This is a genomic window from Paracoccus sp. TOH (assembly GCF_030388245.1).
Taxonomy (GTDB): Bacteria; Pseudomonadota; Alphaproteobacteria; order Rhodobacterales; family Rhodobacteraceae; genus Paracoccus; species Paracoccus simplex.
The window spans coordinates 1,162,218-1,186,498 of the sequence record NZ_CP098361.1 but is presented as its reverse complement, the minus strand read 5'-3'; the positions used below and the strand labels follow the sequence as shown (position 1 = coordinate 1,186,498).

Below are 24,281 nucleotides of genomic sequence, written 5' to 3'. Positions count from 1 at the left end.
CCGATAAATATCGCCTCATATCTGCATGAGCCACAGTGAACAGAACGCGGCACCGGCCGAAGCGGCCCGGGTGCCGGTGATAGAGATCCGCGACCTGCACAAGGCCTATGGCCCGCTCCAGGTTCTCAAGGGCGTCAGCCTGACCGCCCCGCGCGGCCATGTCATCAGCCTGATCGGCTCCTCGGGCTCGGGCAAGTCGACGCTGCTGCGCTGCTGCAACCTGCTCGAGGACAGCCAGCAGGGCGAGATCCTGTTCGAGGGCGAATCGGTCCGCTGGCGCGGCACCGGCCCGGCGCGGGTGCCCGCCGACCGCGCCCAGGTGACGCGGCTGCGCACCAACCTGTCGATGGTGTTCCAGCAGTTCAACCTGTGGTCGCACATGACCGTCCTGCAGAACGTCATGGAGGCGCCGGTCCATGTCCTGAAGCGCAATCCGGCCGAGGTCGAGGCACGGGCCCGCGAATTGCTGGCCAAGGTCGGCATCGGCGACAAGGCCGGGGCCTGGCCGGCGCAATTGTCGGGCGGCCAGCAGCAGCGCGCCGCCATCGCCCGCGCGCTCTGCATGGAGCCCAAGGCGCTGCTGCTGGATGAACCGACCAGCGCGCTCGACCCGGAATTGCAGCAGGAGGTGGTGCGGGTCATCAAGACCCTGGCAACCGAGCATCGCACCATGCTGCTCGTCACCCATGACATGCGGCTGGCGGCCGATGTCAGCGATCACGTGGTTTTCCTCCATCAGGGCCGGATCGAGGAAGAGGGGTCGCCGGCGCAGCTGTTCGGGGCGCCGCGCTCCGAGCGGCTGCGCCAGTTCCTGAGCGCAACCATGGCCCAATGACAAGACCAACAGGAGACTGGATGAAATGAAGAAACTGATGGTTGCCGCCGCGGCGCTCGTCCTGACCGCGGGCATGGGCATGGCACAGACCGTGCGCATCGCGACCGAGGGAGCCTATCCTCCCTACAACCTCGTGAACGAACAGGGCCAGCTTGCCGGGTTCGAGGTCGATCTGGGCAACGAGTTGTGCAAGCGCGCCGAGTTGCAATGCACCTGGGTCAAGAACGACTGGGATTCCATCATCCCGAACCTGGTCTCGTCGAACTACGACGCGATCATGGCGGCGATGAGCATCAACGAGGAGCGCAAGAAGGCCATCGCCTTCACCCAGGACTACCTGCCGCCCGCGCCCTCCTCCTATGTGGCGCTGGATGAAGGCGCCGACCTGGAAGGCGGCATCATCGCGGTGCAGACCGGGACCGTGCAGGCCTCGCATATCGCCGGCACCAAGGCGACGATGCTGGAATATCCCAATATCGACCAGGTCTTCGCCGCCGTCCGCAATGGCGAGGCCGACGCCGCCTTCGGCGACCACGAGGTCATGCGCCCCTTCGTCGAGGATAGCGACGACCTGATCTTCGTGGGCAAGCAGGTGCGGTTGGACGAGGGCATCGGCATCGGCCTGCGCCAGTCCGACAACGCGCTGCGCGACAAGCTGAATGCGGCGATCGACTCCATGAAGCAGGACGGCAGCCTGAACGAAATGATCCGGAAGTATTTCGGCGCGGACGCGCAGACGCACGAATGATCTGACTGACACCGCCGCGGCCGGTGCCGCGGCGGCCAAACCGGCGGCACGATGTTTCCCATTTGCACCGATCCCTCTGCCCTGCAGGGCCTGGCCTGGTTGTCATGCTATCTGACGACCGGCAGCCACATGCTGTTCTATGCCAGCTTCGGCACGGTGCTGGCGCTTCTGGCGATCACCGCGCCGGTGGCACTGCTGTTCGGCTTTGGCGGCGCCATGGCCGCGCGGTCGCGCCTGAGGCCGCTGCGCTGGTTCGGACGCGTCTATACCTCGATGGTGCGCGGCGTGCCGGACATCATCTTCTTCCTGTTCGTGCCGATCGCGCTGGACCAGGGTTTCGAATGGCTGCGCTCGCGCGTCTATTGCGACCCGTCGGTGCCGGTGCGGCAGGGCAATGAGTTCATCGTCTGCGCCGCCGCCAAACTGCCGCTCTCGACCTCGCCGGAATGGGTGCATCAGCTCTATGGCATCTTCCTGGCGGTGATCGCCTTCGCGGTGGTCTTCGGCGCCTTTGCCGCCAACGTGCTGCATGGCGCCATGGCTGCCGTGCCGCGCGCCCAGCTCGAGACCGCCGAGGCCTACGGCATGAGCCCGCGCCAGGTGAACCGGCGCGTCCTGATCCCGCAGATGTGGACCTATGCCCTGCCCGGCCTGGCCAATCTGTGGATGATCCTGATCAAGGCCACGCCGCTGCTGTTCGTGCTGGGCATCGAGGACATCGTCTATTGGGCGCGCGAGCTGGGATCGGCCAAGACCAGCGCCTATGCCTATCCGCATCCCGACTGGCGCATCTACTATTTCCTGGCCGTCCTGGTCTTCTATCTGCTGATGACCTGGGGGTCCGAGCGGATCTTCGACCGGCTCAGGACGCGGCTCTCGGCCGGGCAGGCCACCGCCGCCGGCGAGGCGATGCGAAAGGCCGCCACATGAACCAGTGCCTGCAGACCCTTCAGGACTACGGGCTGCGCGCCATCGGCATGGGCGAACGGCTGCTGCCGCGCAGCGGCTTCAGCCTGTGCGAGCAAATGACGCTGATCGGTTCCGGGCTGATCTGGAACATCTATTTCGGCGCGCTGGCGGTGTTCTTCGGCTTCTTCCTGGCCAATGCGCTGGCGATGGCCAAGGCCAGCCGCAACCCGTTGCTGCGCAAGCCGGCGGAATGGTTCGTTTTCCTGTTCCGTGGCAGCCCGCTCTTCATCCAGTTCTTTCTGGCCTATGAGATGCTGGTGCAATTGCCCCGCGCCGGCATCGAGGTGCTGGGCATCACCGTGCAGACCCATTGGATGACCCGGGCCTGGGCCGGGGCGCTGCTGGTGCTGGTGCTGAACACCGCCGCCTATTCGGCCGAGATCTTCCACGGCGCGCTGCGCAACCTGCCCAAGGGGGAACTGGAGGCCGCCGATGCCTATGGCATGGCCGGCTGGACCCGCTATCGCCGCGTCGTCTGGCCGACCGCGATGCGCCTCGCCTGGCCCGCCTATACCAACGAGGCGATTTTCCTGTTCCATGCCACGACGCTGGTGTTCTTTTCCGGCTTCCCGGCCTTCCAGCAACGCGGTGACGCGCTTTATTACGCGAACTATTTCGCCGACAAGACCTTCAACCCCTTCGTCGCCTATCCGATCGTCGCTGCCTATTTCGTCCTTCTGACACTGGGGCTGATCGCGCTGTTCGGGGTGGCCAATCGGCGGTTGAACCGCCATCTGCCCGGCGCGGCGAAGAAGATCCGCTACCGGCCCAATCTCATCAGGTGATCCATGGACTGGCTGCGCGAGCATCCGGAAGTCAAGACCATCCGCATCGCAGCCGCCGACCTGAACGGCGTGGCGCGCGGCAAGCGCATCCCGGCGCGCTTTGCCGACAAACTGCTGAGCGAGGGCACGAAATTCCCGTTCTCGGTGTTGAACATGGACATCTGGGGCGAGGATATCGAGGACAGCCCGCTGGTCTTCCAGGCCGGCGACCCCGACGGGCTGCTGCTGCCGACCGAACGCGGCTTCATGCCCATGCCCTGGCTCGAGGCGCCGACCGGTCTCTTGCCGATCTGGATGTTCCACCTGGACGGCCGCCCCTATGAGGGCGATCCGCGCCAGGCACTGGCCCGGGTCGTGGACCGCTACAAGGCCGCCGGCCTGACCCCGGTGGTGGCGACCGAGCTGGAGTTCTTCCTGATCGACGATTCCGGCGGCCAGTTGCGCGTCCCGCCCAGCCCGCGTTCGGGCAAGCGCCGCACCGGGGCCGAAACGCTGAGCCTACGCGCCCTCGACGCCTTCGACCGCTTCTTTACCGCGCTTTACCAGGCCTGCGAGGCGATGGACATTCCCGCCGATACCGCGATCTCGGAAGCCGCGCCGGGCCAGTTCGAGATCAACCTGATGCACCAGCCCGACCCGCTGAAAGCCGCCGACGATGCCTGGCTGTTCAAGCTGCTGGTCAAGGGCTTGGCGCGGCAATATGGCTTCGCCGGCTCGTTCATGGCCAAGCCCTATGAGGAATGGAACGGCTCGGGCATGCACATGCATTTCTCGGTTCTGGACCGGCAGGGCCGCAATGTCTTCGACAATGGCGGCGACGAGGGGTCGGAGATGTTGCGCCATGCTGTTGCCGGCTGCCTTGCCGCCATGCCCGGCTCGACGCTGCTGTTCGCCCCGCACGAGAACAGCTACGACCGGCTGGTGCCCAACGCCCATGCGCCGACCGGCATCGGCTGGGCCTATGAGAACCGCACCTCGGCCATCCGCATCCCCTCCTCGGGTCCGAAAGCGCGCCGGATCGAGCATCGGGTGGCCGGCGGCGACGTGAATCCCTACCTGACGGTCGCGGCGGTGCTGGGCGCGGCGCTGAACGGCATCGAGGACAAGGCCGAACCGCCGCCGCCGATCAAGGGCAATGCCTATGAGCAGGGGCTGGAGCAGCTTCCGGGAAGCTGGGGCGCCGCGATCGACGCCTTCGCCGCCTCGCCCGAGATCAGACGCATCCTCCCGACGCATCTGATCGAGAACTTCGTCATGACCAAGCGGCAGGAACTGCGTTACATGGCCGAACTGTCGGACGAGGAAACCGTCGAGCTTTATCTCGACACGGTCTGAGCGGCGGCGGCGCCGCGATTCGCGGTATTTGGACAACGAAGAAGCCGAGGGCGCCGCCCCCGGCTTCTCTGTTCCTCGAATGCCCGCTTTCGCGGCGCGGCCGGATCAGTGCGTCCAGGGTGCCCGGCGATCATAGGCGAAGTTCTCGCCATAGCCGCGGGGGCGGATATTGGCGGCGCGGCCATGCGGCTCGATCACCTCGTAGTCGAGCCCCTTTTCGCGGGCATAATCCTCGGCCTGCTTGCGGGTCTCGAAGCGCAGGCGCACCTGGGCCTGGGTGTCGTCGCTGCTGGTCCAGCCCATCAGCGGGTCGATCTCGCGCGCGTCGGCGGCGGGAAAGACCAGCACCCATTCCTTGGTGCGCGCGACGCCCGATTGCATCGCATTGCGGGCAGGCTTGTAGATGCGGACTCGCATTGGCGGGAACCCTCTGTTCTTGCTTGCCCGCCTTATCCCCGATGCGGGGCGGCCGATCAAGATGCACGGACCGCGATTTCCTGCCGCACATGCAGGATTGTCGCCCGATCTGCTTCGGCCGGGGTTGCATCGCGGCGCGAAAGCGCCAGATTCACCCAGGCAGGAACAAAGGTGAAACCATGGGCCACAACAACACCAACGCCCCCGTCGCGCGCTTCGCCGAGGTGACGCGGCCCAAGCTTGAGGGCGGCAAGCGCTTCGTCATGCAATCCGAGTTCCAGCCGGCCGGCGACCAGCCCACCGCCATCGTCGAGCTGTCCCGGGGGGTGATGGACGGCGAGCGCGATCAGGTGTTGCTGGGCGCCACCGGCACCGGCAAGACCTATACCATGGCCAAGGTGATCGAGGCGACGCAGCGCCCCGCCATCATCCTGGCCCCGAACAAGACCCTGGCCGCGCAATTATACGGCGAGTTCAAAGGCTTTTTCCCGGAAAACGCCGTCGAATATTTCGTCAGCTATTACGACTACTATCAGCCCGAAGCCTATGTGCCGCGCTCGGACACCTATATCGAGAAGGAGTCGCAGATCAACGAGGCCATCGACCGGATGCGCCATTCGGCCACCCGGGCGCTGCTGGAGCGCGACGACGTGATCATCGTCGCCTCGGTCAGCTGCATCTACGGCATCGGCTCGGTCGAGACCTATTCGGCGATGACCCAGGACATGGTGGTCGGCCAGCTTTACGACCAGCGCGAATTCCTGGCCGAGCTGGTCGCGCAGCAATACCGCCGCCTTGACGCCGCCTTCCAGCGCGGCGGCTTCCGGGTGCGCGGCGATGTGGTCGAGGTCTGGCCGGCGCACCTGGAAGACCGGGCCTGGCGCTTCGACTTCTTCGGAAATGAGCTTGAATCCATTACCGAATTCGACCCCCTGACCGGGGCAAAGACCGACGGCTTCAAGCAGATCCGCATCTATGCCAACAGCCACTACGTCACCCCGCGCCCGACTTTGCAACAAGCAATCAAGGGAATACGCGCCGAACTTCAGGCGCGGCTGAAGCAATTGACCGATGAGGGCAAGCTGCTGGAGGCGCAGCGGCTCGAGCAACGCACGAACTTCGATCTGGAAATGCTTGAAGCGACAGGGGTTTGCAACGGGATCGAGAACTATTCTCGCTACCTGACCGGCCGCGCGCCGGGCGAACCGCCACCGACGCTGTTCGAGTTCATCCCCGACAATGCCATCGTCTTTGCGGATGAATCGCATGTCTCGGTGCCGCAGATCGGCGGCATGTATCGCGGCGACTTCCGGCGCAAGTTCACCCTGGCCGAGCACGGCTTCCGCCTGCCCTCCTGCATGGACAACCGGCCGCTGAAATTCGAGGAATGGGACGCCATGCGCCCGCAATCGGTCTATGTCAGCGCCACGCCGGCGCAATGGGAACTGGACCAGACCGGCGGCGTCTTTACCGAACAGGTCATCCGCCCCACCGGCCTGCTGGATCCGCAGATCGAGATCCGCCCGGTCGAGATGCAGGTGGACGATCTCTTGGACGAGGTGCGCAAGGTCAGCGCCGCCGGCATGCGCACGCTGGTCACCACCCTGACCAAGCGCATGGCCGAGGATCTGACCGAATATCTGCATGAACAAGGCATCCGCGTGCGCTACATGCACAGCGACATCGACACCATCGAGCGCATCGAGATCCTGCGCGACCTGCGGCTGGGCGCCTTCGACGTGCTGGTCGGCATCAACTTGTTGCGCGAAGGCCTTGATATTCCAGAATGCGGCCTGGTCGCCATCCTGGATGCGGACAAGGAAGGTTTCCTGCGCTCGGAAACCTCGCTGATCCAGACCATCGGTCGCGCCGCCCGCAATGCCGACGGCCGCGTCATCATGTATGCCGACCGCATCACCGGCAGCATGGAGCGCGCCATGGCCGAGACCGAGCGCCGGCGGCAGAAACAGATGGCCTACAACCTCGAACATGGCATCACCCCGCAAACCGTGCGCAAGAATGTCGAGGATGTGCTGGCCGGGCTCTGGCAGGGGGACACCGACCAGTCGCGCATCACCACCCGCATCGACAAGCCCCTGGTCGGCGCGAACCTGCAGGCCCATCTGGACGCGCTGCGCGCCCAGATGCGCAAGGCAGCCGAGAACCTGGAATTCGAGGAAGCCGCCCGGCTGCGCGACGAGGTCAAGCGGCTGGAGGCGGTGGAACTGGCCGTCGCCGACGACCCGCTGGCCCGGCAATCGGCCATCGAGGAAGCCGCCGAGGCGGCGGTCAAATCCTCGGGGCGCTCCACCGCCGGCCGCGCCGGGCAGCGGGGCGGCAACAAGCGATCCAGGCGCCGGTCCTGAGCGCGGGGCCGGCGGCGGCCCCTGCTTCGTTGCCCAAATACCCGTCAGACCCCGGCGCCGGACGCCGGGTCAGCCGCAGCTCACCCGGACCAGCTTGCCGGTCTTGTCATGTTCGAAGTTCAGCCGGGCCGGGTTGTAATCCATGGTCACCGGGTCGCCGGTCTTGTAGCTGCGATAGGGCGTGTTGGCCGGCACGCTGATGGTCGGGCCGGTCTGGCCGATCAGCGGCAGGTAGCGGCTGGCGCCACAGCTGTCATCGGCAATCGCGGGCGGCGCGGCGGGTTCCGGGGCGGTCGATTCCGGGACGCAGGCCGCCGCCAGCAGCGGGGCGAGCATCACGACGGGCAGGATCGGCTTCATGGGACGGTCTCCTCGATACGGACAACTCGGCGACAACGCCCCGGGCATCGGCGGGTTCCTTGCCTTGCGCGGCTCGGCGGAACGCCGCCGATCTCAGGGCAGGCGAGACAGGATCTCGTCGGTCAGCGCCTCGACCTCGGCCCGGGCCTGGGCATGGCGCGACCCGTCGCCCGCGCCCAGCCCCTGGCCCAGCGTCTCGGCATAGCCGACGCGGTTGGCGATCTGCGCGCCGGCCACCTCGGCGCCCAGTTCCTCGGCCTTCCCGGCCACTTCCACCGCCAGGCGGGTATGCGGCCGGGTGCGGTTCAGCACGATCAGCATGTCGCATTTCTCGCGCCGGGCCAGGTCCAGAACCCCCTCGGTCGCCCACAGGTCGACATGGCTGGTCGCCACCGGCACCAGCACCAGATCGGCCACCCGCAGCGCCGGGCGCAGGTCGCTGTCGATCTTGGGTGGCGTGTCGATGATGACGTAATCGAAACGCTTCTTCAGCTTGTCGGATTCGTAGCTGGCCCCCCAGGCCGAGGAGGTCGAGAACTCCAGCGCCTCGTCCTCGCCCAGCCGGCCCAGCCGTTCCAGGAACCAGCGCCCCATGCTGCCCTGCGGATCGGTGTCCAGCAGCGCGACGGTATGTCCCCGCCCGCGCAGCGCCACCGCCAGATTCACCGCGATGGTGGTCTTGCCCGAGCCGCCCTTCTGCTGGGCAACCGTGATGATGCGTCCTGCCATGAGCCCTCCGTTCCGGCCTCGGCCCGCCCGGCGTTGCGGGCCGTTTTCCGCCAGACTAGGGGCGAAACGCACGCAAGGCGAGGCTTTTTCGCAGCCGCAGCATCGGCCGGCGCCTCAGGCTTGCCAGGTGTCGATCACCTCGTACATCACCGGCTCGAAATGCCGGCACATGGTGGCGATGGCGCGGTTCCTCTCGCGCATCTCGGGGCTGCGCAGCATGGCCTGATAGTCGCGCCGGTCGCGCCATTGCGAATAGGTGGCGATGCGGGTCTGCGCATCGTTCAGATGGATCGCCCCCGAGATATAGCCGGGCTGTTGGCTGATCACATGCTTGTAGGCATCGTTCAGCGCGTCGATCACGTCATGCGCCGAACCGGGTGTCACCTCGAAGGTGCAGATCACCGTCTGGCCGTCGAATTCCTTTGCGATCCGGGTCATTGGCTGGGCCTCCTCTTGCCTCGCGACAGCTGCAGCTTAGCGCAGGACGGCGGGAATGGCAGCGGTTTTCCGGCTTGCCGGTCAGGAGGTTGCAGCTTCCCGGCATCGGGCGCATGGTGCGGCCACTGAGCGAAAGGAAGGCGCGATGATTCCGGTCTTTGACGGTCACAACGATTTTCTGCAGCGCATGGTGGCCGCGGGGCCGGCGCGCGACCGGCTCTGGCTCGAGGGCGACGGCACCGGTCATCTGGATCTGCCGCGCATGAGGTTGGGCGGCTTCGCCGGCGGCTTCTTCGCCATCTGGACGCCCTCGCCGCCCGGCCCCGACGATGCGCTGGCCGCGATGCTGAAGAAGAACCCGCCCTTCGCGCTTCCGCTGCCGGCCGAAGTGCCGGCCGCCGCGGCCCTGCCCCATGCCCTGGCCCAGGCCGGGCAGCTGATGGCGATGGCGCGGACCGGCACGCTGGACATCTGCCGCACCGCCGCCGAACTGCGCTCCAGCATCGCCGCCGGCCGCATCGCCGCCATCCTGCATATCGAGGGCGCCGAGCCGATCCCCGATCTTGACGCGCTGCATGTCTGGCACGCCATGGGGCTGCGCTCGCTGGGGCCGGTCTGGTCGCGGCCGACCCGCTATGCCCATGGCGTGCCCTTCGCCTTCCCGTCCTCGCCCGATACCGGGCCGGGGCTGACAGAGGCGGGCAAGGATCTGGTGCGGGAATGCAACCGGCTGCGGATCATGCTGGACCTGTCGCATCTGAACGAGAAGGGCTTCGACGACGTGGCGCGGCTGTCGGATGCGCCGCTGGTCGCCAGCCATAGCTGCGCCCATGCCGTGGCGCCCAGCTCGCGCAACCTGACCGACCGGCAATTGCGGGTGATCGCCGGCACCGGCGGCCTGGTCGGGCTGAATTTCGCCGTGGGCTTCCTGCATCCCGAGGGCCGGCGCGAGCCGATGCACGGCTTCGAGATCATGCTGCGCCATCTCGACCACCTGCTGTCCCTGCTGGGCGAGGATGGCGTCGCGCTCGGCTCGGATTTCGACGGCGCCGACATGCCCGAGGATCTGGCCGATGCCTCGGCGCTGCCGAACCTGATCGAGGCGATGCTGGCACATGGTTATGGCCGCGATCTGATGGAAAAGATCGCCTGGAAGAACTGGCTTTCAGTGCTGGAACGGACCTGGGGCGCCTGAAGGACCGCTCTCGGCGTCCGAAGGATCGCCGGGGGCTCCCGATCTGACACCAAACCTGCGGCGACTGCGCCGGGCCGATCGCCGCGGCGTGGGCAAGGATGCCCGGGACGGCGGCGCCGGGAAGCCGTCGGCTCGTTCGGGCAGGGTCGGACCCGGGACGGTCAGTCCTGCGTCACCACCGGCGCCACCCCCAGCGCCTCGGCCAGCGCCCGGAAACGCGCCTCGGCCACCTCGCCCATCAGCGCCCGGCCGGTGCGGGTCAGCTTCAGCTCCAAAAGCTTCTTCTTGGGCGGCAGCTTCAGCGTTCCCGCCTCGGCCGGATCCTTGACCGAGAACATGGCGCCGAAGCGCATCGCCTTGCCCAGCACCTCGGCATCGCGGATCTCCTTGTCCGAGAGCAGCGCGAACAGCGGCGCCATCGGCGAATTGGCGCGGCTGTTCTTGTAGCGATGCAGCAGCGACAGGCCCAGGAACACCCGCTCGGGATGCGACAGCGCAGCCATGTTGGCCCGCGTCACATTGTCGAAACAGGCGTCGGCGCGATAGTCGGGATGGGTGCGCCAGGTAGTGTCATGCAGCAGGCAGGCGGCGCGGATCAGCCGGTCGCGCTCGGGCGGCAGGTCGCCGAACAGCGGCTCGAGGAACTGGTAGAGCTTCTTGCCGAACCCCGGCATCCGCGCCATCTGCCGCTCGGCGAAGCGTGCCGCCTCGATCAGCGGATCGCGAGAGCGCAGGCCCGAGGGCATCTGCTCGTAGAGCAGCCCCTCGCGGATGCCATAGGAGGAGACGGCCAGCGATTTCGGCTTCATGCTTTCGACCAGCTGGCGCAGCACCAGGCTGGCCAGCGGCACCAGCTCCATCCGGCTTTGCGAGATGCCGGTCATCGCCCGCATTTCGGACACCGTCTTGTCGCCGATCCATTTCACCGTGTCGGCCACCGCCTCGGGCGACATGCGGTATTCATGCAGCACCGTCATCGGGTATTTCACCCGTTCCATGTCCAGCCGCGCGATCGCCCGCCAGGAACCGCCGACCAGGTAGATCTGCTCATGCCCGCGCCCCAGCACGGCGGCGGCCTGGTCGATCGCCTTGCGGATATGGTCGCGCAGGCCCGAGGCGCCGCCCTTGACCTGCTGCAGCCGGAACGGGCCCAGCGGCGTCGAGACACGGCGGCCGACCTCGCCGTCGGCGACCTCGGCCAGTTCCATCGAGTTGCCGCCGATGTCGCAGACCAGCCCCTTCGCATCCGGCCAGCCCAGCAGCACGCCCTGTGCGGACAGCCGCGCTTCTTCCTCGCCCTCGATCACATGCAGCTTGAGGCCGGTCTCTTTCTCGACCGCCTTGCGGAAGGCGGGGCCATCCTCGGCCTCGCGCACGGCGGCGGTGGCGACGCAGGTCAGCGGCTTGATGCCCATGCCCTCGGCCAGGGCGGCGAAGCGCCGCAGCGCCACCATGCCGCGCTGCACGCCCTCGGGGTTCAGCCGGCCGGTGGTGGCCAGTCCCTGCCCCAGCCCGGCCATGACCTTCTCGTTGTAGAAATAGGCCGGCGAGCGCGCCGCGCCGTCGAAGACCACCATGCGGATCGAGTTCGAGCCGACATCGACCACGCCCACCCGGCTCAGCGAGCGTTCCGAGGCCCGCTCGAACAGCGATCTCCCGAAGGGCTCGATGGTTTCTCCGCTAGCGGTCAAGACACCGTTCATCGGGTTCCTCTCGATTCCGTTACCTCGTGGGCACGCGCGCCTTGGATGGGGCAATTAACCCTTTGCGTCAATCCGTCGAGTGCGTCAGAGCCGGAACGTCCCGGGCGCCCGCGCTGCCGCGGCCGGACAATGAGGGGTTTTCCATGAAGAACTTGTGACAGCAGAACAGGTCGTCGCGGCCGGCCGGCAGATAGCGCAGATAGCGCCCGTCGGGCTGCAGAAGCCAGCTTTGCGCCTCGTCGGCCATGTTGGCGGCCATGATCTGGCTGGTGATCTGCGCCTTGACCGTCTCGTTGAAGCATTCGATCAGGGTTTCCACCCGGCGCGACAGGTTGCGTCCCATCCAGTCGGCCGAGCTGATGAAGACCCGCGCCCGCTTCGACGGAAGCGCATGGCCGTTGCCGAAGCAGACGATGCGCGAATGTTCCAGGAAACGCCCGACGATCGACTTGACGCGGATGTTTTCCGACAGGCCGGCGATGCCGGGCCGCAAGCCGCAGATGCCGCGGATCACCAGGTTGATCCTGACCCCGGCCTGGCTCGCGGCATAAAGCGCCTCGATCACGTCCTTCTCGATCAGGCTGTTCATCTTGGCCCAGATCTCGGCCGGCCGGCCGCGGCGGGCGAGTTCCGCCTCGCGCGCGATCAGGCCCAGCAGCGTCTCCTTGAGGTCGATGGGCGAGATGGCCATGTTCTCCAGCCCGTCGGGCTGCACGTAGCCGGACAGGAAATTGAACACCTTCGAGGCGTCGCGTCCCAGCGCCGGGTCGCAGGTGAACAGCGACAGGTCGGTATAGATCCGCGCCGTGATCGGGTGGTAGTTGCCGGTGCCGAAATGGCAATAGGTGACCAGCTGGTCGCCCTCGCGCCGGACCACGGTGCTGATCTTGGCATGGGTCTTGTATTGCACGAAGCCATAGACGACATGCGCCCCCGCGCGTTCCAGCCGGCGGGACTGGCGGATGTTCGCGGCCTCGTCGAAACGCGCCTTCAGCTCGACCAGCGCGGTGACGGATTTTCCCGATTCGGCCGCCTCGCAAAGCGCGTCGACGATGGGGCTGTCGCGCGAGGTCCGGTAAAGCGTCTGCTTGATCGCCAGCACGTCCGGATCGCGCGCCGCCTGCGCCAGGAAGCGCACCACCATGTCGAAGGTCTCGTAGGGGTGATGCAGCAGCATGTCCTTTTGCCGGATCGCCGCGAACATGTCGCCGTCATGGTCCTGGACCCGTTCCGGCACGCGCGGGGTGAAGCCCGGCCATTGCAGGTCGCGGCGACCGTCCAGAACCAGTTCGCGCAGATCCGCCATGCCCAGAAGGCCCTCGACCTCGATCACCTCCTCGGGATCGACCTCGAGCTCCTCCATGATCAGCCGGCGCAGCCGGCCGGGGGCGCCGGCGGTGATCTTCAGGCGGATGACCGAGCCGCGGCGGCGGCGCTTCAGCGCCGTCTCGAACTCGCGCACCAGATCCTCGGCTTCCTCCTCGACCTCCAGGTCGCTGTCGCGCAGCACGCGGAAGGCGCAATGGCCGATGTCGCGATAGCCGGGAAACAGGCTGGGCAGATGCATCAGCAGCAGGTCTTCCAGCCGCAGGAAACGCTTGCCGCCGGGCAGCGGGATGAAGCGGGCGATCTGCTGCGGGATCGGCAGCAGCGCCTGCATCTGCTGGCCGTCGCTTTCCCGCGCCAGCTCCAGCGCCAGCGAGAAGCCGGTGTTGGGGATGAAGGGGAACGGATGCGCCGGGTCGATGGCCAGCGGCGACAGCACCGGAAACACCTGCTCCATGAAATGCCGGCGCAGGAATTCCTCCTCGGCCCGGGTGACGCGGCCGCGCGACAGGATCGAGATGTCGGCCAATTCCATCTCGCGCCGCAGGCCGGTCCACACCGCCTGCTGGGCGCCCATCAGCCGGCGGGCATCGGCATTGACCAGCGCCAGCTGCTCGGCCGCGGTCAGCCCGTCGTCGGAAAGGTTGGTGTTGCCCTCGCGCACCAGTTCGCGCAGGCCGGCGACGCGGACGGTGTAGAATTCGTCAAGGTTGGTGGCCGAGATCGACAGGAAGCGCAGCCGTTCCAGCAGCGGCACGCGCGGGTTGCGCGCCTCGTCGAGCACCCGCCAGTTGAAGGCGAGCCAGCTGATCTCGCGGTTGAAGAAGCGCGCCGGCCCCTCGGGCGTGCCTTCGGGCAGTGCGCGGGGCGAGGAAAAGGGGGATTTCAGGAAATCGGCTTGGGTCATGTCACGGAACTTCCGGGAAAATGCGCGGGGGATCATGCTTCGGCGGGGGTGAGCTTGTCCAGAAGCTCGGCGGCCAGGCGCCGGGTGATGGCGCGACGGTCGGCCAGCGATTCCCGGTCGATGGCGGCGACCAGGCGGCGGGCCAGGTCCAGATCGCGCTCCATGCGCAAGGCCAGCCAGTCCACCACTTCGGGCGCGACCTGGATCTGGCGGTCGGCGAACAGCTTGACCAGCACCGCCGGCAGCAGCGCGTCGTCGGGCGGACCAAGGATCGCCTGCGCGGCCGTCTCCAGCCGCGAACGCAGATCGGGCAGCATCACCCCCCAGTCGCGCGGCGCCGTGCGCGCGGTGATCAGCAGCAGCGTCTGGCGCGCGCCGGCCAGATTCCACAGGTGGAACAGCCCCTGTTCGGCCGTGGCATTGCCGCCGATCTCATGCGCGTCCTCGACGACCAGCGCCGCATGCGGCTGCACCAGATCGCCGGCATTGCCGGGGGTCAGGGTCCAGGCCTGACACAGCTGCGCGCCATGCTCGGCCGCCCAGAAGCCGACCAGATGCGACTTGCCGGCGCCGCCGGCGCCGATCAGCAGCAGCCGGCCCTGCGGCCAGCGCGCCGGTTCGTCCAGCATGGCAAGCGCGTCGCGATTGGCCGAGGTGATCAGGAAGTCGTCGCGCGACGATGCCGGCGGCATCGTCAGGTCCAGGGTCAGCTGTCTTGCCACCGTTCAGCCGTCCTTGCCTTCCCGGCTCTCGCGGGCCTCGGCCCAGAGCTCCGAGGGCGAGGGCGGGCCTTCGGCATCCGGTACCTTGCCGGCATGCTGGCGATGCTGATGCTCCTCCAGCAGATGCGCCAGATGCTCCTCGCGCTGGATCTGCGCCACCGCCACGTCGCGCGACATCTGCGCCAATTGGCGCGCGCGCTCGGTGGTGCCGCGCGGCACCAGCTCGACCATGGTGGGCGGGGCCGGCGGCGAAGGCACCTCGCGCCCGGTATAAAGCGCGCTTTCCTTGTAGCGTCCGACCGCGAAGCGCACCAGCACACCCAGCGCCGCCGCCAGCGGCACCGCGACCAGCAGCCCGACAAAGCCGAACAGCGTGCCGAAGACGGTCAGGGCCAGCATCAGCCAGACCGGATGCAGCCCGACATGGCCGCCGACGATCTTGGGCTGCAGGTAGTTGCCCTCGACGATCTGGCCGATGACGAAGACCGCGATCACCGCGCCGATCCAGAGCGGCTCGCCCCAGAACGAGAACAGCGCCACGCCGATGGCGGTGGCGCCGCCGACCAGCACACCCACATAGGGAATGAACGAGAGCGAGGCAGCGATCACCCCGATCGCCACCCCGAAGGGCAGCCCGACCAGCCCCAGGCAGACCGAATAGAAGGTGCCAAGGATCAGGATCACCATGCCCTGCCCGCGCACGAATCCCGACAGCGCCGCGTCGATCTCGTGCCCCAGGCGGCGGACGGTGCCGGCATGGTCGCGGGGCAGCAACTCGTCCAGCCGGTCCACCATGTTGTCCCAGTCGAGCAGCAGGTAGAATGCCACCACCGGCACGATGACGATCAGCATGACCATGCTGACAACGCCCATGACCGAGCCGAGCAGCGTGCTGACCAGCTGTCCGCCGCGCTCGCTGATCTGTTGGCCCATGTTGGTGAGCGCGGTGTTGACCGGGCTGCCCTCGGTGAAGATCTCGGGAAAGCGGGTCATCAGGAATTGCTGCAACTGCTGGAACATCTGCGGCGCCGTCTCGATCAGCGCCGTGGTCTGGCGGACCAGCACCGGCACCAGCAGCAGAAACAGCGCCACCACCACCAGCAGGCCGCAAAGCGTGATGACCACCACCGAAGCGGTGCGCGACAGCCCCAGCCGCTCCAGCCGGTCGGCGAGCGGGTCGAAGAGATAGGCCACCGCCGCGCCCATGATGAAGGGCATGATGGCATTGCCCAGCCCCCAAAGCGCCAGCAGCAGGACGGCCAGCGCCGCGCCCCAATACAGGACCTGTTTGTGCACCGGCAATTGCATGGCTGTTTTCCGCTCCTGTCCCGGGTTCGCGTTCCTATGTGGACGGTCGCGGCGCCGCTTGCAAGGAAGGGCGTTGCCCCGCTATCCGCTCTGCGCTAACTCGTCCCGGCCATCATGAGGATTTCGCCATGCGTCTGTCGCGCTATTTCATGCCCGTCCTGAAGGAAGACCCCAAAGAGGCCCAGATCGTCAGCCACCGGCTGATGCTGCGGGCAGGCATGATCAAGCAACAGGCGGCCGGCATCTATTCCTGGCTGCCGCTGGGCTACAAGGTGCTCAGGCGCATCGAGCAGATCGTGCACGAGGAACAGGCCCGCGCCGGCCATATCGCCATGCTGATGCCGACCCTGCAATCGGCCGACCTGTGGCGCGAGAGCGGCCGCTATGACGACTATGGCGAGGAGATGCTGCGCATCAAGGACCGCCACAAGCGCGACCTGCTCTACGGACCCACCAATGAGGAGATGATCACCGACATCTTCCGGTCGCATGTGAACAGCTATAAAGACCTGCCGCTGACCTTGTATCACATCCAGTGGAAGTTCCGCGACGAGATCCGCCCGCGTTTCGGCGTCATGCGCGGCCGCGAATTCCTGATGAAGGACGGCTACAATTTCGACCTGACCAAGGAAGACGCGCTGCACGCCTATAACCGTCACCTGGTCAGCTACCTGCGCAGCTATGAGCGCATGGGCCTGCAGGCGATCCCGATGCGCGCCGATGGCGGGCCGATCGGCGGCGACTATACGCATGAATTCCTGGTGCTGGCCGAGACCGGCGAATCCGAGGTGTTCTACGACAGCGAGATCACCGACCTGAAATTCGGCGACCGGGCCATCGACTACGACGACGTGGCCGAGTGCCAGGCGGTGCTGGAAGAATTCACCAGCCGCTACGCCCGCACCGACGAGACCCATGACGCGGCGCTGTTCGAGCAGATCCCCGAGCCCCGCCGCCGCCAGGCGCGCGGCATCGAGGTCGGGCAGATCTTCTATTTCGGCACCAAGTATTCCGAGCCGATGGGGGCGACGGTGGTCGGCCCCGACGGCACCCGCGTGCCGGTGCACATGGGTTCGCACGGCATCGGCGTCAGCCGCCTGCTGGGCGCCATCATCGAGGCCAGCCATGACGACAAGGGCATCATCTGGCCCGAAGGCGTGACCCCCTTCCATGTCGGCATCGTCAATCTCAAGCAGGGCGATGCCTCGACCGACGGCGCCTGCGAGGCGCTTTACGCCGAGCTGAAGGCGCAGGGGCTGGACCCGCTCTATGACGACCGCGACGAGCGGGCGGGGGCGAAATTCGCCACCATGGACCTGATCGGCCTGCCCTGGCGGATCACCGTCGGCCCGCGCGGCCTGGCGGCGAACAAGGTCGAGCTGACCGCGCGCCGGACCGGCGAGTCGGTCGAGCTGTCGCCGCAGGAGGCGGTGGCGCGGCTGAAGGAGATCTACCAGCCGGTCTTCGACGCGGCGCAATGAGCCGGGCGGCCGTTCCGGTGGTGCGGCCGCGGGGGTATTGGGAAAACGGTGAAATCGAGAGGTGGCGCCTTCCCGGCGCCGCCGGCTTCCGATGGCGCGATCGGGTGATGAATGGTGGGGCGCCGTTGCGCGCCTGGGCGTTGACAAGATGCGATGGTGCGCTTCCCTGCCCCGCAAGTGAATGAGTGACAGTGTTGTGGTGACGATGAAGGCGCCGATCACCGGGGTGACGGGACGGGACGGCTCTCCTATCTGGTCGAAGTCGAGACGCGGCCCATCGTCGCGGCGATTTTACGAACAACCCGGTGCTGGGAATGATGGATCACAGCCTGCACGGGCCGACGACCCATGCCGAGGAGATCGACCTTCACGGTTTCTTCATCGGCGACCATCATTATGACATCCGCGACGCGATCGGGATTCGCGCCGGATTCCGCGGCTGACGACGCGGCTGGATTTGCCGGCCGGGTTCGGTCAGGATCGCCGGAATCGCCGGTGTGTTGGGTATGATGAGTGCAGGACGGATGAAAGCGATCGGCATCACGGTTTTCGGCATCGCGCTGGTCGCGATGGTCGGCTTCTTCGCCTGGCCGGGACCGGCGCGGCCAATGATCCCGGTGCCGCAGATCGGCCTGGCCAAGGACGCGGACTTTCGGGTCCGGCTGATCCCGCCGCAGCCCGATCTGGTCGCCCTGTCCGCCAAGGTGACGGGCCGCGCCGCAGCCGGGCCCGCCCAGGGCTATCGCCACGAATGGCCGGGATTCCATGCCGCGGCCCGGTTCGAGGGGACGGGCATCACCCTGCGCTTCGACGATGCGGTCAATCGCTGGCGGGTGGTGCTGGACGGCAAGCCGGTCGAGATCTCTCGCCCCGGCCGGCAGGATCTGCGCATCGACGGGCTGACGCCCGGTCCGCATGCGATTCGCGCCGAGAAGATCAGCGAATCGAAAGGGCCGGCGCTGTTCGGCGGCTTTCTTCTTGATGCCGCGGCCAAGGCCCTGCCGCCGCCGGAGCCGGGGCGGCTGATCGAGTTCATCGGCGATTCCGACACCGTCGGCTTTGCCAACACCGCCGAGCACCGCGATTGCGGCGACGAGGAGATCTATGCCGCCACCGATACCAGCCGCAGTTTCGGCCCTCAGGTGGCAACGGCGCTCGGCGCGGATTATCGGCTGGTCGCCCGTTCCGGCATCGGCCTGCTGCGCAATTATGGCGGTGCCGACCCCGACCACACCATGGACCGGCTTTACCCGCTGGCGCTGCCGGGGGATGCGGCGGCGACCGCCCTGCCGCAGCGCCAGGCCGATATCATCGTCATCGGGCTTGGCTCGAATGTCTTCGGCTCCGAGCTGGCGCCGGGCGAGCGCTGGACCGACAAGAGCCAGCTGCGCCGCGATTTCGGGCCGGCGCTGGCCGATTTCGTCACCGCCCGCGCGCAGGAGAACCCCGGCGCGCTGATGGTGCTTCTGGCCTTCGGCGAATACGGCCCCGAGCTGGTCGAGGCGCATCGCAGCGCCTCGGACCTGCTGACCGCCAGGGGCATCGCCAACCGGCTGGTAATCCTGGGCGAACCACGGCGCAATGCCTGCCTGTGGCACCCCTCGGCCGCGGACCACGCCATGATCGCCGAAACGCTGATCGAGGTGCTGAATGCGGAGGATCCGCCCGGCAGCGGCTGATCCCGCTTGCGCCGCTCCCCTCGCCCCCTAAACTTGTCCCGATCCCGCCAGCCGAGACGCCATGCATTCCCTCAGACCGATCCATAACCGCCTGCGTCGCCTTCTCGGTCTGGGCCGGGCGGAGTTCTTCGACACGGCCGTCGACCGCTGGGAGATCTGCCCGGCCGATGAGGTCGAGATCGCGCCGGGGATCTGGTTGCCGGATCAGGTCGAGCATATCGCCCGGACCGAGTTCGGCGGCCTGCCCGACATCCTGGCGCAGATGCAGGGCGATCCGGCCGAACGCACGCCGCCGACCATGGGCTATCGCTTCCGCGACGTGGATTTCGTCGACGGCGTGCTGCATGCGCGCGGCGCCGAACGCCACCTGCGCCAGCGCCGGCATTCCGGGCCGACCTATCCGCGGCCGCGCGACAGCCTGTCGGGCGCGCTTTACGAAAGCTGGATCGGCAATCGCTGGTTCGGCAACTGGCTGCTGAACGACTGCCTGGCCTATCGGCTGGCCGAGGCGGCCGGGGCGCCCGTCACCTCGGCCCCGGCGCGCGGCGGGCATATCGCGCGCTACGAGACCTTGCTGGGCATGGCGCCGCGCCGCATCGGCGAGGTGCATTTCGACGAGCTGATCCTGTTCGACGACCTGCACAACAACAGCCACCGTCGCGCCCGCGCGCAGGAGAATCGCGCCCGCATCCTCAAGGACCGGGCGCTGAAGCCGCTGCCCGGCGTCTTCATCTTCCGCGGCGCCAGCGGCGACGCCCGCATCCTGGTGAACGAGGCCGAGATCGCCGAGCGGCTGGAGGTCGAATACGGCTTCCGCACACTTTATGTCGACCGCCACGATGCCGACCAGATGGCCGAGGCGGCGGGCGCGGCCCGGCTGGTGGTGGGGGTCGAGGGCAGCCAGCTTGCCCATGGCGTGATCGCCATGCCGGCCGGCGGCACGCTGCTGACCCTGCAGCCGGCGGACCGGGTGACCACCTCGCTGAAGCTGCTGACGGATTGCTGGCAGCAGCGCTATGCCATGGTCGTGGGCTCGGGCACCGCCGGCGGCTATCGGGTGGAATGGGACCAGATCCGCCGCACGCTTGACCTGATCGCGGCCGCCGAACCCTGAAAACCCGTCCTAACAGTCAGGTTGAGTTTCTCGCAAGACATTGGAATATGGGTCCGGGAGCCAGATTTTCCTGCCAAATTGATTAGCAAGTGCGTGGTGATGTTCAGGATCCTTAGGGAAGACTACAGGAGACATGGCAGTTCGCTGACGGACCCGGCCTTCGTCTCGCTGGCGATCTACCGATACGGGCATTGGGCCATCGGGCTGCAGAACCCGGCCCTGCGCTGGCTGGCGAGCAAGCCCTATGCGCTGATGAAGCTCTTCATCCTCAACGTGACCAAGGTCTGGATCCCGCCGCAGGTCAGCATCGGCGCGGATTTCCACATCATCCACGCCGAGGGTTCGCTCTCGATCCATCCCGACGTGGTCATCGGCGACCGTTGCGGCGTCATGCACAACGTCACCATCGGCACGAACATGCGTCCCGGCGCACCGGTGATCGGCAATGACGTGTTCATCGGCGTGAACGCGACGGTGCTCGGCGCCATCCGCATCGGCGACCGGGTGCGGATCGGCGCCAATACCGCTGTAACGACCAACGTGCCCTCGGATTCGGTGGTGATCGGCTCTCCGGCCAGGATCTATCCCAGCCTGCCGATCTTTGCCGCCAAGAAAAAGGCCCCGCCGGCAAGCGCGGCCGAAGGAAGGGCCCCTGATCATGAGTGACGATTTCGACCGCTGCATGTGGCGGCTGCTGGCTGACAATCTTCCCGAGCGCGCCGGGAAGGTGGCGGCGGTGGACCGGGACCGCGCGGCGACCTATGCCGAACTTGCGGCCGAGGCCGGGCGCGTCGCCGACTGGCTGACCCGGCGCGGCATCCGCCCCGGCGATCGGGTGATCGTGCACCTGCGCAAGGGCATCGAAGAGGTCGCGGCGATGCTGGGCGCCTGGAAGATGGGCGCGGTGGTCGTCAACGTGAACATCCGCTGGACCACCGCGCAGCTGGCCTATGTCGCCCGCGACTGCCGGGCGCGGGCGGTGATCCTGCCCCGCAACGCGCTGAACGGGCTTGCGGACGAACATGCCTTGCCCGAGGGCACGGCTTACCTGGTTCAGGGCAAGGCCGAGGGCCTTGTCCAGGGCGCGGACCCGTGGGCGGCCCTGCCGGCCGACAGCGGCTCCGCGCCCGACGAATGCGACCCGAAAGGGTTGGCGATGATCATCTACACCTCGGGCTCGACCGGCGCGCCCAAGGGGGTGATGCTCAGCCATCGCAACATCCGCGTGGGCGCGATCTCGGTCGCGCAATATCTGGGGCTGGAGGAAGGCGACCGGCTGCTCTCGGTCCTGCCCTACAGCTTTGATGCCGGGCTGAACCAGCTGACCACCATGCTGCTGGTCGGCGGCACCGTGGTCCACCAACCGCTGACCATGCCGGCCGAGATCATCCGCATGGCGCGGGCCGAGGCGGTGACCGGCCTTGCCGGCGTGCCGCCCTTGTGGAACCAGATCGTGCGGCTGCTGCAGGAAAATCCGGTGGCGTTGCCGGCGCTGAAGCGCATCACCAATACCGGCGGCAAGATCCCCCCCAACATCCTGCAGGCGCTGCCGCAGGTGTTTCCGGGCGTGGACATCTACCTGATGTATGGGCTGACCGAGGCCTTCCGCTCGACCTATCTGCCTCCGGCCAAATTCGCGGCCAAGATGGGCTCGATCGGCCGGCAGATTCCCAATGCGCAGGTCTTTGCCATCAAGCATGGCGAGGGCGTCGCCGGTCCCGGCGAGCAGGGCGAACTGGTGCATGCCGGGCCGCTGGTCAGCATGGGCTATTGGGAAAAACCCGAGGTGACGGCCCAGAAGATCCGCCCCTGTCCCGAGCTTGCCGATGTCCTGGGCGATCAGCCGGTGGTCTGGTCGGGCGACCTGGTGCGCGTGGACGAGGACGGCGACCTGTGGTTCGTCAGCCGCATGGACGAGATGATCAAGACGCTGGGCTTCCGCCTGTCGCCGACCGAGGTCGAGGATGCGGTCTCGCAAAGCGGGCTGGTGGCCGATGTGGTGGCCTGGGGGGTCGAGGATGCCGATCTGGGCCAGGCGGTTCACGTCGCCGTGACCTATCTGCCGCAGGGGACCGAGGCCGCGCTGGCCGCGCATTGCGCCCGCGCCATGCCGCATTACATGCGTCCGCAGCGATTCCACCCTTGGGGCGGCGCCATGCCGCGCACCGCCAGCGGCAAGCTGGATCGCCCCGCCATCATTTCGGCCGCCAAGGCGGCTGCCCCCCTGCAGGAACGACAGAAGGCATGAGACCATGAGCCTGAGCAAGCAAGCGCTGATTTCCTACGTCCAGTCCGAGCTGAACATCGACCAGCCCATCGACGGCGATACCGAGCTGTTCTCGACCGGAATGCTGGATTCCGTCTCGATGGTCGGGCTGATCGGCTTCGTCGAAAGCAAGGCGGGGGTGCATGTGCAGCCGGGCGATGTGACGCTGGACAATTTCGACACCATCGACGCGATCCTGGCCTATGTCGACAGCCTTGGCTGACCCGGCCGCGACCCAGGGCGCGGCGCCGGACCGGCTGCTGGCCGAAGCCGCCGGGCGCTTCGGCACCCCGGCCTATGTCTATTCCACCGACCTGGTCGAGGCGCGGCTGGCGCATCTGCGCGCCCATCTGGGCCGCTGGTTCGCCATCAGCTTCGCGGTGAAAAGCAACCCCAACCCGGCGCTGCTGTCCTGGATGCGCGACCGGCTGGACCATCTCGACATTTCCTCGGGCGGCGAATTCGGGCTGGCCATGCAGGCCGGCTGGGAGGCCGGGCGCATCAGCTTCACCGGCCCCGCCAAGCAGGCGACCGAGCTGCGCCCCGCCATCGCGGGAGGCCTGGGCGAGCTGGTGCTGGAAAGCCTGCGCGAGGCCGAACTGGCCGACGCCATCGCCGGCGAACTGGGCCTGGTGCAGCCGGTCCTGGTGCGCATCGCGCCGGCGCGGGTGCCCAAGGGTTTCGGCGACCAGATGGCCGGACGCCCCAGCCCGTTCGGCGTCGATGTCGAGGATGCGGCCGAGATCCTGCCGCGCATCGCCGCCCTGCCCCATCTGCGCATCATCGGGCTGCACATCTATTCCGGCACGCAATGCCTGCGCCCCGAGGCGATCTGCGAGAACTGGCGGATCTTCATGCAGGTCTTCTCCGAGATCTGCGAGGCGCTGGCCCTTACCCCGCAGAAGCTGGTCTTCGGCGCGGGCCTCGGCATTCCCTACCATCCCGGCGACAGCGAACTGGACCTTGCCGCCATCGCCGCCGGGATCGGCCCGGAGCTCGACGCCTTCGCCGGACGCTTCCCCGCGACCCGGCTGGAGCTGGAGCTGGGCCGCTACCTGGTCGGGCCGGCGGGCTGGTTCGTGACCCGCGTCGTCTCGGTCAAACAATCGCGCGGCACACGCATCGCGATCTGCGACGGCGGGCTGAACGCGAACCTGGCGGCCTCGGGCAATTTCGGCATGGTGCTGCGGCGCAATTACGTCCTGCACCGGGTCGGCGGCGATGAGGACGGCGCCCGGCCCGAGCAAAAGCAGGACATCTCCGGCCCGCTCTGCACCTCGATCGACAAGCTCGGCGGCGGCGTCGCCCTGCCCCGGCTGGAGGTGGGCGACCTGCTCGCCATTCATGCCTGCGGCGCCTATGGCCCAACGGCAAGCCCGATCCATTTCATCAGCCATCCCGTTCCCCGGGAATTGCTGGCGACCGGCGGGCAGCTCCGGGACGTGTCGCGGCTGGGGAAAGACTAACCCCCGGCCGCGCCGCCCGCCGCGGGCCGGAAGGCCGGACCGGCGGGCGATAAAATATTGCTGATCCGCGGCTTTCTCGTCGATTTTCTCGATTGGCTCGGTTGTGTTTTCCGCCCCGCGACGGCTATGATC

General features: G+C 67.3%; 23 protein-coding genes. 15 read left to right on the top strand and 8 right to left on the bottom strand.

Annotation, left to right across the window (positions count from 1 at the left end):
• Nucleotides 1–25: 25 nt before the first annotated feature.
• The 5 genes from NBE95_RS16480 to NBE95_RS16460 are packed head-to-tail and all read left to right on the top strand — an operon-like array spanning nucleotide 26 to nucleotide 4,672.
• A complete protein-coding gene (locus tag NBE95_RS16480; RefSeq protein ID WP_289895321.1) occupies nucleotides 26–835 on the top strand; it encodes an amino acid ABC transporter ATP-binding protein in 810 nt (269 codons plus the stop codon).
• Nucleotides 836–860: 25 nt separating this feature from the next.
• Complete coding sequence (locus tag NBE95_RS16475; protein ID WP_289895320.1) at nucleotides 861–1,583, top strand: transporter substrate-binding domain-containing protein; 723 nt, start codon at nucleotides 861–863, stop codon at nucleotides 1,581–1,583.
• A 51-nt stretch (nucleotides 1,584–1,634) separates the two neighbouring features.
• Nucleotides 1,635–2,513 carry an ABC transporter permease subunit gene (locus tag NBE95_RS16470; protein WP_289895319.1) on the top strand — a complete coding sequence of 293 codons (879 nt, stop codon included), beginning with the start codon at nucleotides 1,635–1,637 and terminating at the stop codon, nucleotides 2,511–2,513.
• Entirely contained in the window at nucleotides 2,510–3,337 is an 828-nt protein-coding gene (locus tag NBE95_RS16465; protein WP_289895318.1) for an ABC transporter permease subunit, read from the top strand. The genes NBE95_RS16470 and NBE95_RS16465 overlap by 4 nt, the downstream gene beginning before the upstream one ends.
• Before the next feature lie 3 nt (nucleotides 3,338–3,340).
• Entirely contained in the window at nucleotides 3,341–4,672 is a 1,332-nt protein-coding gene (locus NBE95_RS16460; protein WP_289895317.1) for a glutamine synthetase family protein, read from the top strand.
• Nucleotides 4,673–4,777: 105 nt separating this feature from the next.
• On the opposite strand, the gene NBE95_RS16455 is transcribed toward NBE95_RS16460, so the two are convergent.
• Nucleotides 4,778–5,089, bottom strand: coding sequence for an ETC complex I subunit (locus NBE95_RS16455; protein WP_019353599.1), 312 nt, complete (start codon nucleotides 5,087–5,089; stop codon nucleotides 4,778–4,780).
• 179 nt (nucleotides 5,090–5,268) lie between these two features.
• Here NBE95_RS16455 and uvrB point away from each other — a divergent pair, with 179 nt between their 5' ends.
• Nucleotides 5,269–7,455: an excinuclease ABC subunit UvrB gene (uvrB, locus tag NBE95_RS16450; RefSeq protein ID WP_289895316.1), complete on the top strand. Its 2,187-nt coding sequence runs from the start codon at nucleotides 5,269–5,271 to the stop codon at nucleotides 7,453–7,455.
• Between the two features lie 69 nt (nucleotides 7,456–7,524).
• On the opposite strand, the gene NBE95_RS16445 is transcribed toward uvrB, so the two are convergent.
• The 3 genes from NBE95_RS16445 to NBE95_RS16435 form a co-directional block, all read right to left on the bottom strand.
• Complete coding sequence (locus NBE95_RS16445; protein WP_289895315.1) at nucleotides 7,525–7,815, bottom strand: I78 family peptidase inhibitor; 291 nt, start codon at nucleotides 7,813–7,815, stop codon at nucleotides 7,525–7,527.
• A gap of 93 nt (nucleotides 7,816–7,908) precedes the next feature.
• Nucleotides 7,909–8,544 carry a ParA family partition ATPase gene (gene parA, locus NBE95_RS16440; protein WP_289895314.1) on the bottom strand — a complete coding sequence of 212 codons (636 nt, stop codon included), beginning with the start codon at nucleotides 8,542–8,544 and terminating at the stop codon, nucleotides 7,909–7,911.
• A gap of 114 nt (nucleotides 8,545–8,658) precedes the next feature.
• Nucleotides 8,659–8,982: an antibiotic biosynthesis monooxygenase family protein gene (locus NBE95_RS16435; RefSeq protein ID WP_289895313.1), complete on the bottom strand. Its 324-nt coding sequence runs from the start codon at nucleotides 8,980–8,982 to the stop codon at nucleotides 8,659–8,661.
• A gap of 145 nt (nucleotides 8,983–9,127) precedes the next feature.
• On the opposite strand from NBE95_RS16435, the gene NBE95_RS16430 reads away from it, so the two are divergent.
• The gene (locus NBE95_RS16430) at nucleotides 9,128–10,177 is read left to right on the top strand and encodes a dipeptidase (protein ID WP_289895312.1); all 1,050 of its coding nucleotides are present in this window, start codon (nucleotides 9,128–9,130) and stop codon (nucleotides 10,175–10,177) included.
• A gap of 161 nt (nucleotides 10,178–10,338) precedes the next feature.
• On the opposite strand, the gene ppx is transcribed toward NBE95_RS16430, so the two are convergent.
• From ppx to NBE95_RS16410, 4 genes are all read right to left on the bottom strand, one after another.
• Nucleotides 10,339–11,880, bottom strand: a complete 1,542-nt coding sequence (ppx, locus tag NBE95_RS16425; RefSeq protein WP_289895311.1) for an exopolyphosphatase — start codon at nucleotides 11,878–11,880, stop codon at nucleotides 10,339–10,341.
• A gap of 67 nt (nucleotides 11,881–11,947) precedes the next feature.
• The gene (locus NBE95_RS16420; RefSeq protein ID WP_289895310.1) at nucleotides 11,948–14,113 is read right to left on the bottom strand and encodes an RNA degradosome polyphosphate kinase; all 2,166 of its coding nucleotides are present in this window, start codon (nucleotides 14,111–14,113) and stop codon (nucleotides 11,948–11,950) included.
• Between the two features lie 32 nt (nucleotides 14,114–14,145).
• Entirely contained in the window at nucleotides 14,146–14,835 is a 690-nt protein-coding gene (locus NBE95_RS16415) for a DnaA/Hda family protein (protein ID WP_289895309.1), read from the bottom strand.
• 3 nt (nucleotides 14,836–14,838) lie between these two features.
• Nucleotides 14,839–16,131, bottom strand: coding sequence for an AI-2E family transporter (locus NBE95_RS16410; RefSeq protein WP_289895308.1), 1,293 nt, complete (start codon nucleotides 16,129–16,131; stop codon nucleotides 14,839–14,841).
• Between the two features lie 140 nt (nucleotides 16,132–16,271).
• On the opposite strand from NBE95_RS16410, the gene proS reads away from it, so the two are divergent.
• The 8 genes from proS to NBE95_RS16370 all read left to right on the top strand — a co-directional run bounded on the left by proS (nucleotide 16,272) and on the right by NBE95_RS16370 (nucleotide 24,149).
• Complete coding sequence (gene proS / locus NBE95_RS16405) at nucleotides 16,272–17,624, top strand: proline--tRNA ligase (protein WP_289895307.1); 1,353 nt, start codon at nucleotides 16,272–16,274, stop codon at nucleotides 17,622–17,624.
• Nucleotides 17,625–17,938: 314 nt separating this feature from the next.
• Nucleotides 17,939–18,067, top strand: coding sequence for a hypothetical protein (locus NBE95_RS16400; protein WP_019352127.1), 129 nt, complete (start codon nucleotides 17,939–17,941; stop codon nucleotides 18,065–18,067).
• 81 nt (nucleotides 18,068–18,148) lie between these two features.
• Nucleotides 18,149–19,303 carry an SGNH/GDSL hydrolase family protein gene (locus NBE95_RS16395; RefSeq protein WP_289895306.1) on the top strand — a complete coding sequence of 385 codons (1,155 nt, stop codon included), beginning with the start codon at nucleotides 18,149–18,151 and terminating at the stop codon, nucleotides 19,301–19,303.
• A gap of 61 nt (nucleotides 19,304–19,364) precedes the next feature.
• Nucleotides 19,365–20,417: a glycosyltransferase family 61 protein gene (locus NBE95_RS16390; protein ID WP_289895305.1), complete on the top strand. Its 1,053-nt coding sequence runs from the start codon at nucleotides 19,365–19,367 to the stop codon at nucleotides 20,415–20,417.
• Nucleotides 20,418–20,516: 99 nt separating this feature from the next.
• Nucleotides 20,517–21,083, top strand: a complete 567-nt coding sequence (locus tag NBE95_RS16385; protein ID WP_289895304.1) for a serine acetyltransferase — start codon at nucleotides 20,517–20,519, stop codon at nucleotides 21,081–21,083.
• Nucleotides 21,076–22,665: an AMP-binding protein gene (locus NBE95_RS16380; protein ID WP_289895303.1), complete on the top strand. Its 1,590-nt coding sequence runs from the start codon at nucleotides 21,076–21,078 to the stop codon at nucleotides 22,663–22,665. The genes NBE95_RS16385 and NBE95_RS16380 overlap by 8 nt, the downstream gene beginning before the upstream one ends.
• 4 nt (nucleotides 22,666–22,669) lie before the next feature.
• Complete coding sequence (locus NBE95_RS16375) at nucleotides 22,670–22,906, top strand: phosphopantetheine-binding protein (protein WP_019353093.1); 237 nt, start codon at nucleotides 22,670–22,672, stop codon at nucleotides 22,904–22,906.
• Nucleotides 22,887–24,149, top strand: a complete 1,263-nt coding sequence (locus tag NBE95_RS16370) for a type III PLP-dependent enzyme (protein WP_289895302.1) — start codon at nucleotides 22,887–22,889, stop codon at nucleotides 24,147–24,149. The genes NBE95_RS16375 and NBE95_RS16370 overlap by 20 nt, the downstream gene beginning before the upstream one ends.
• Nucleotides 24,150–24,281 lie beyond the last annotated feature (132 nt).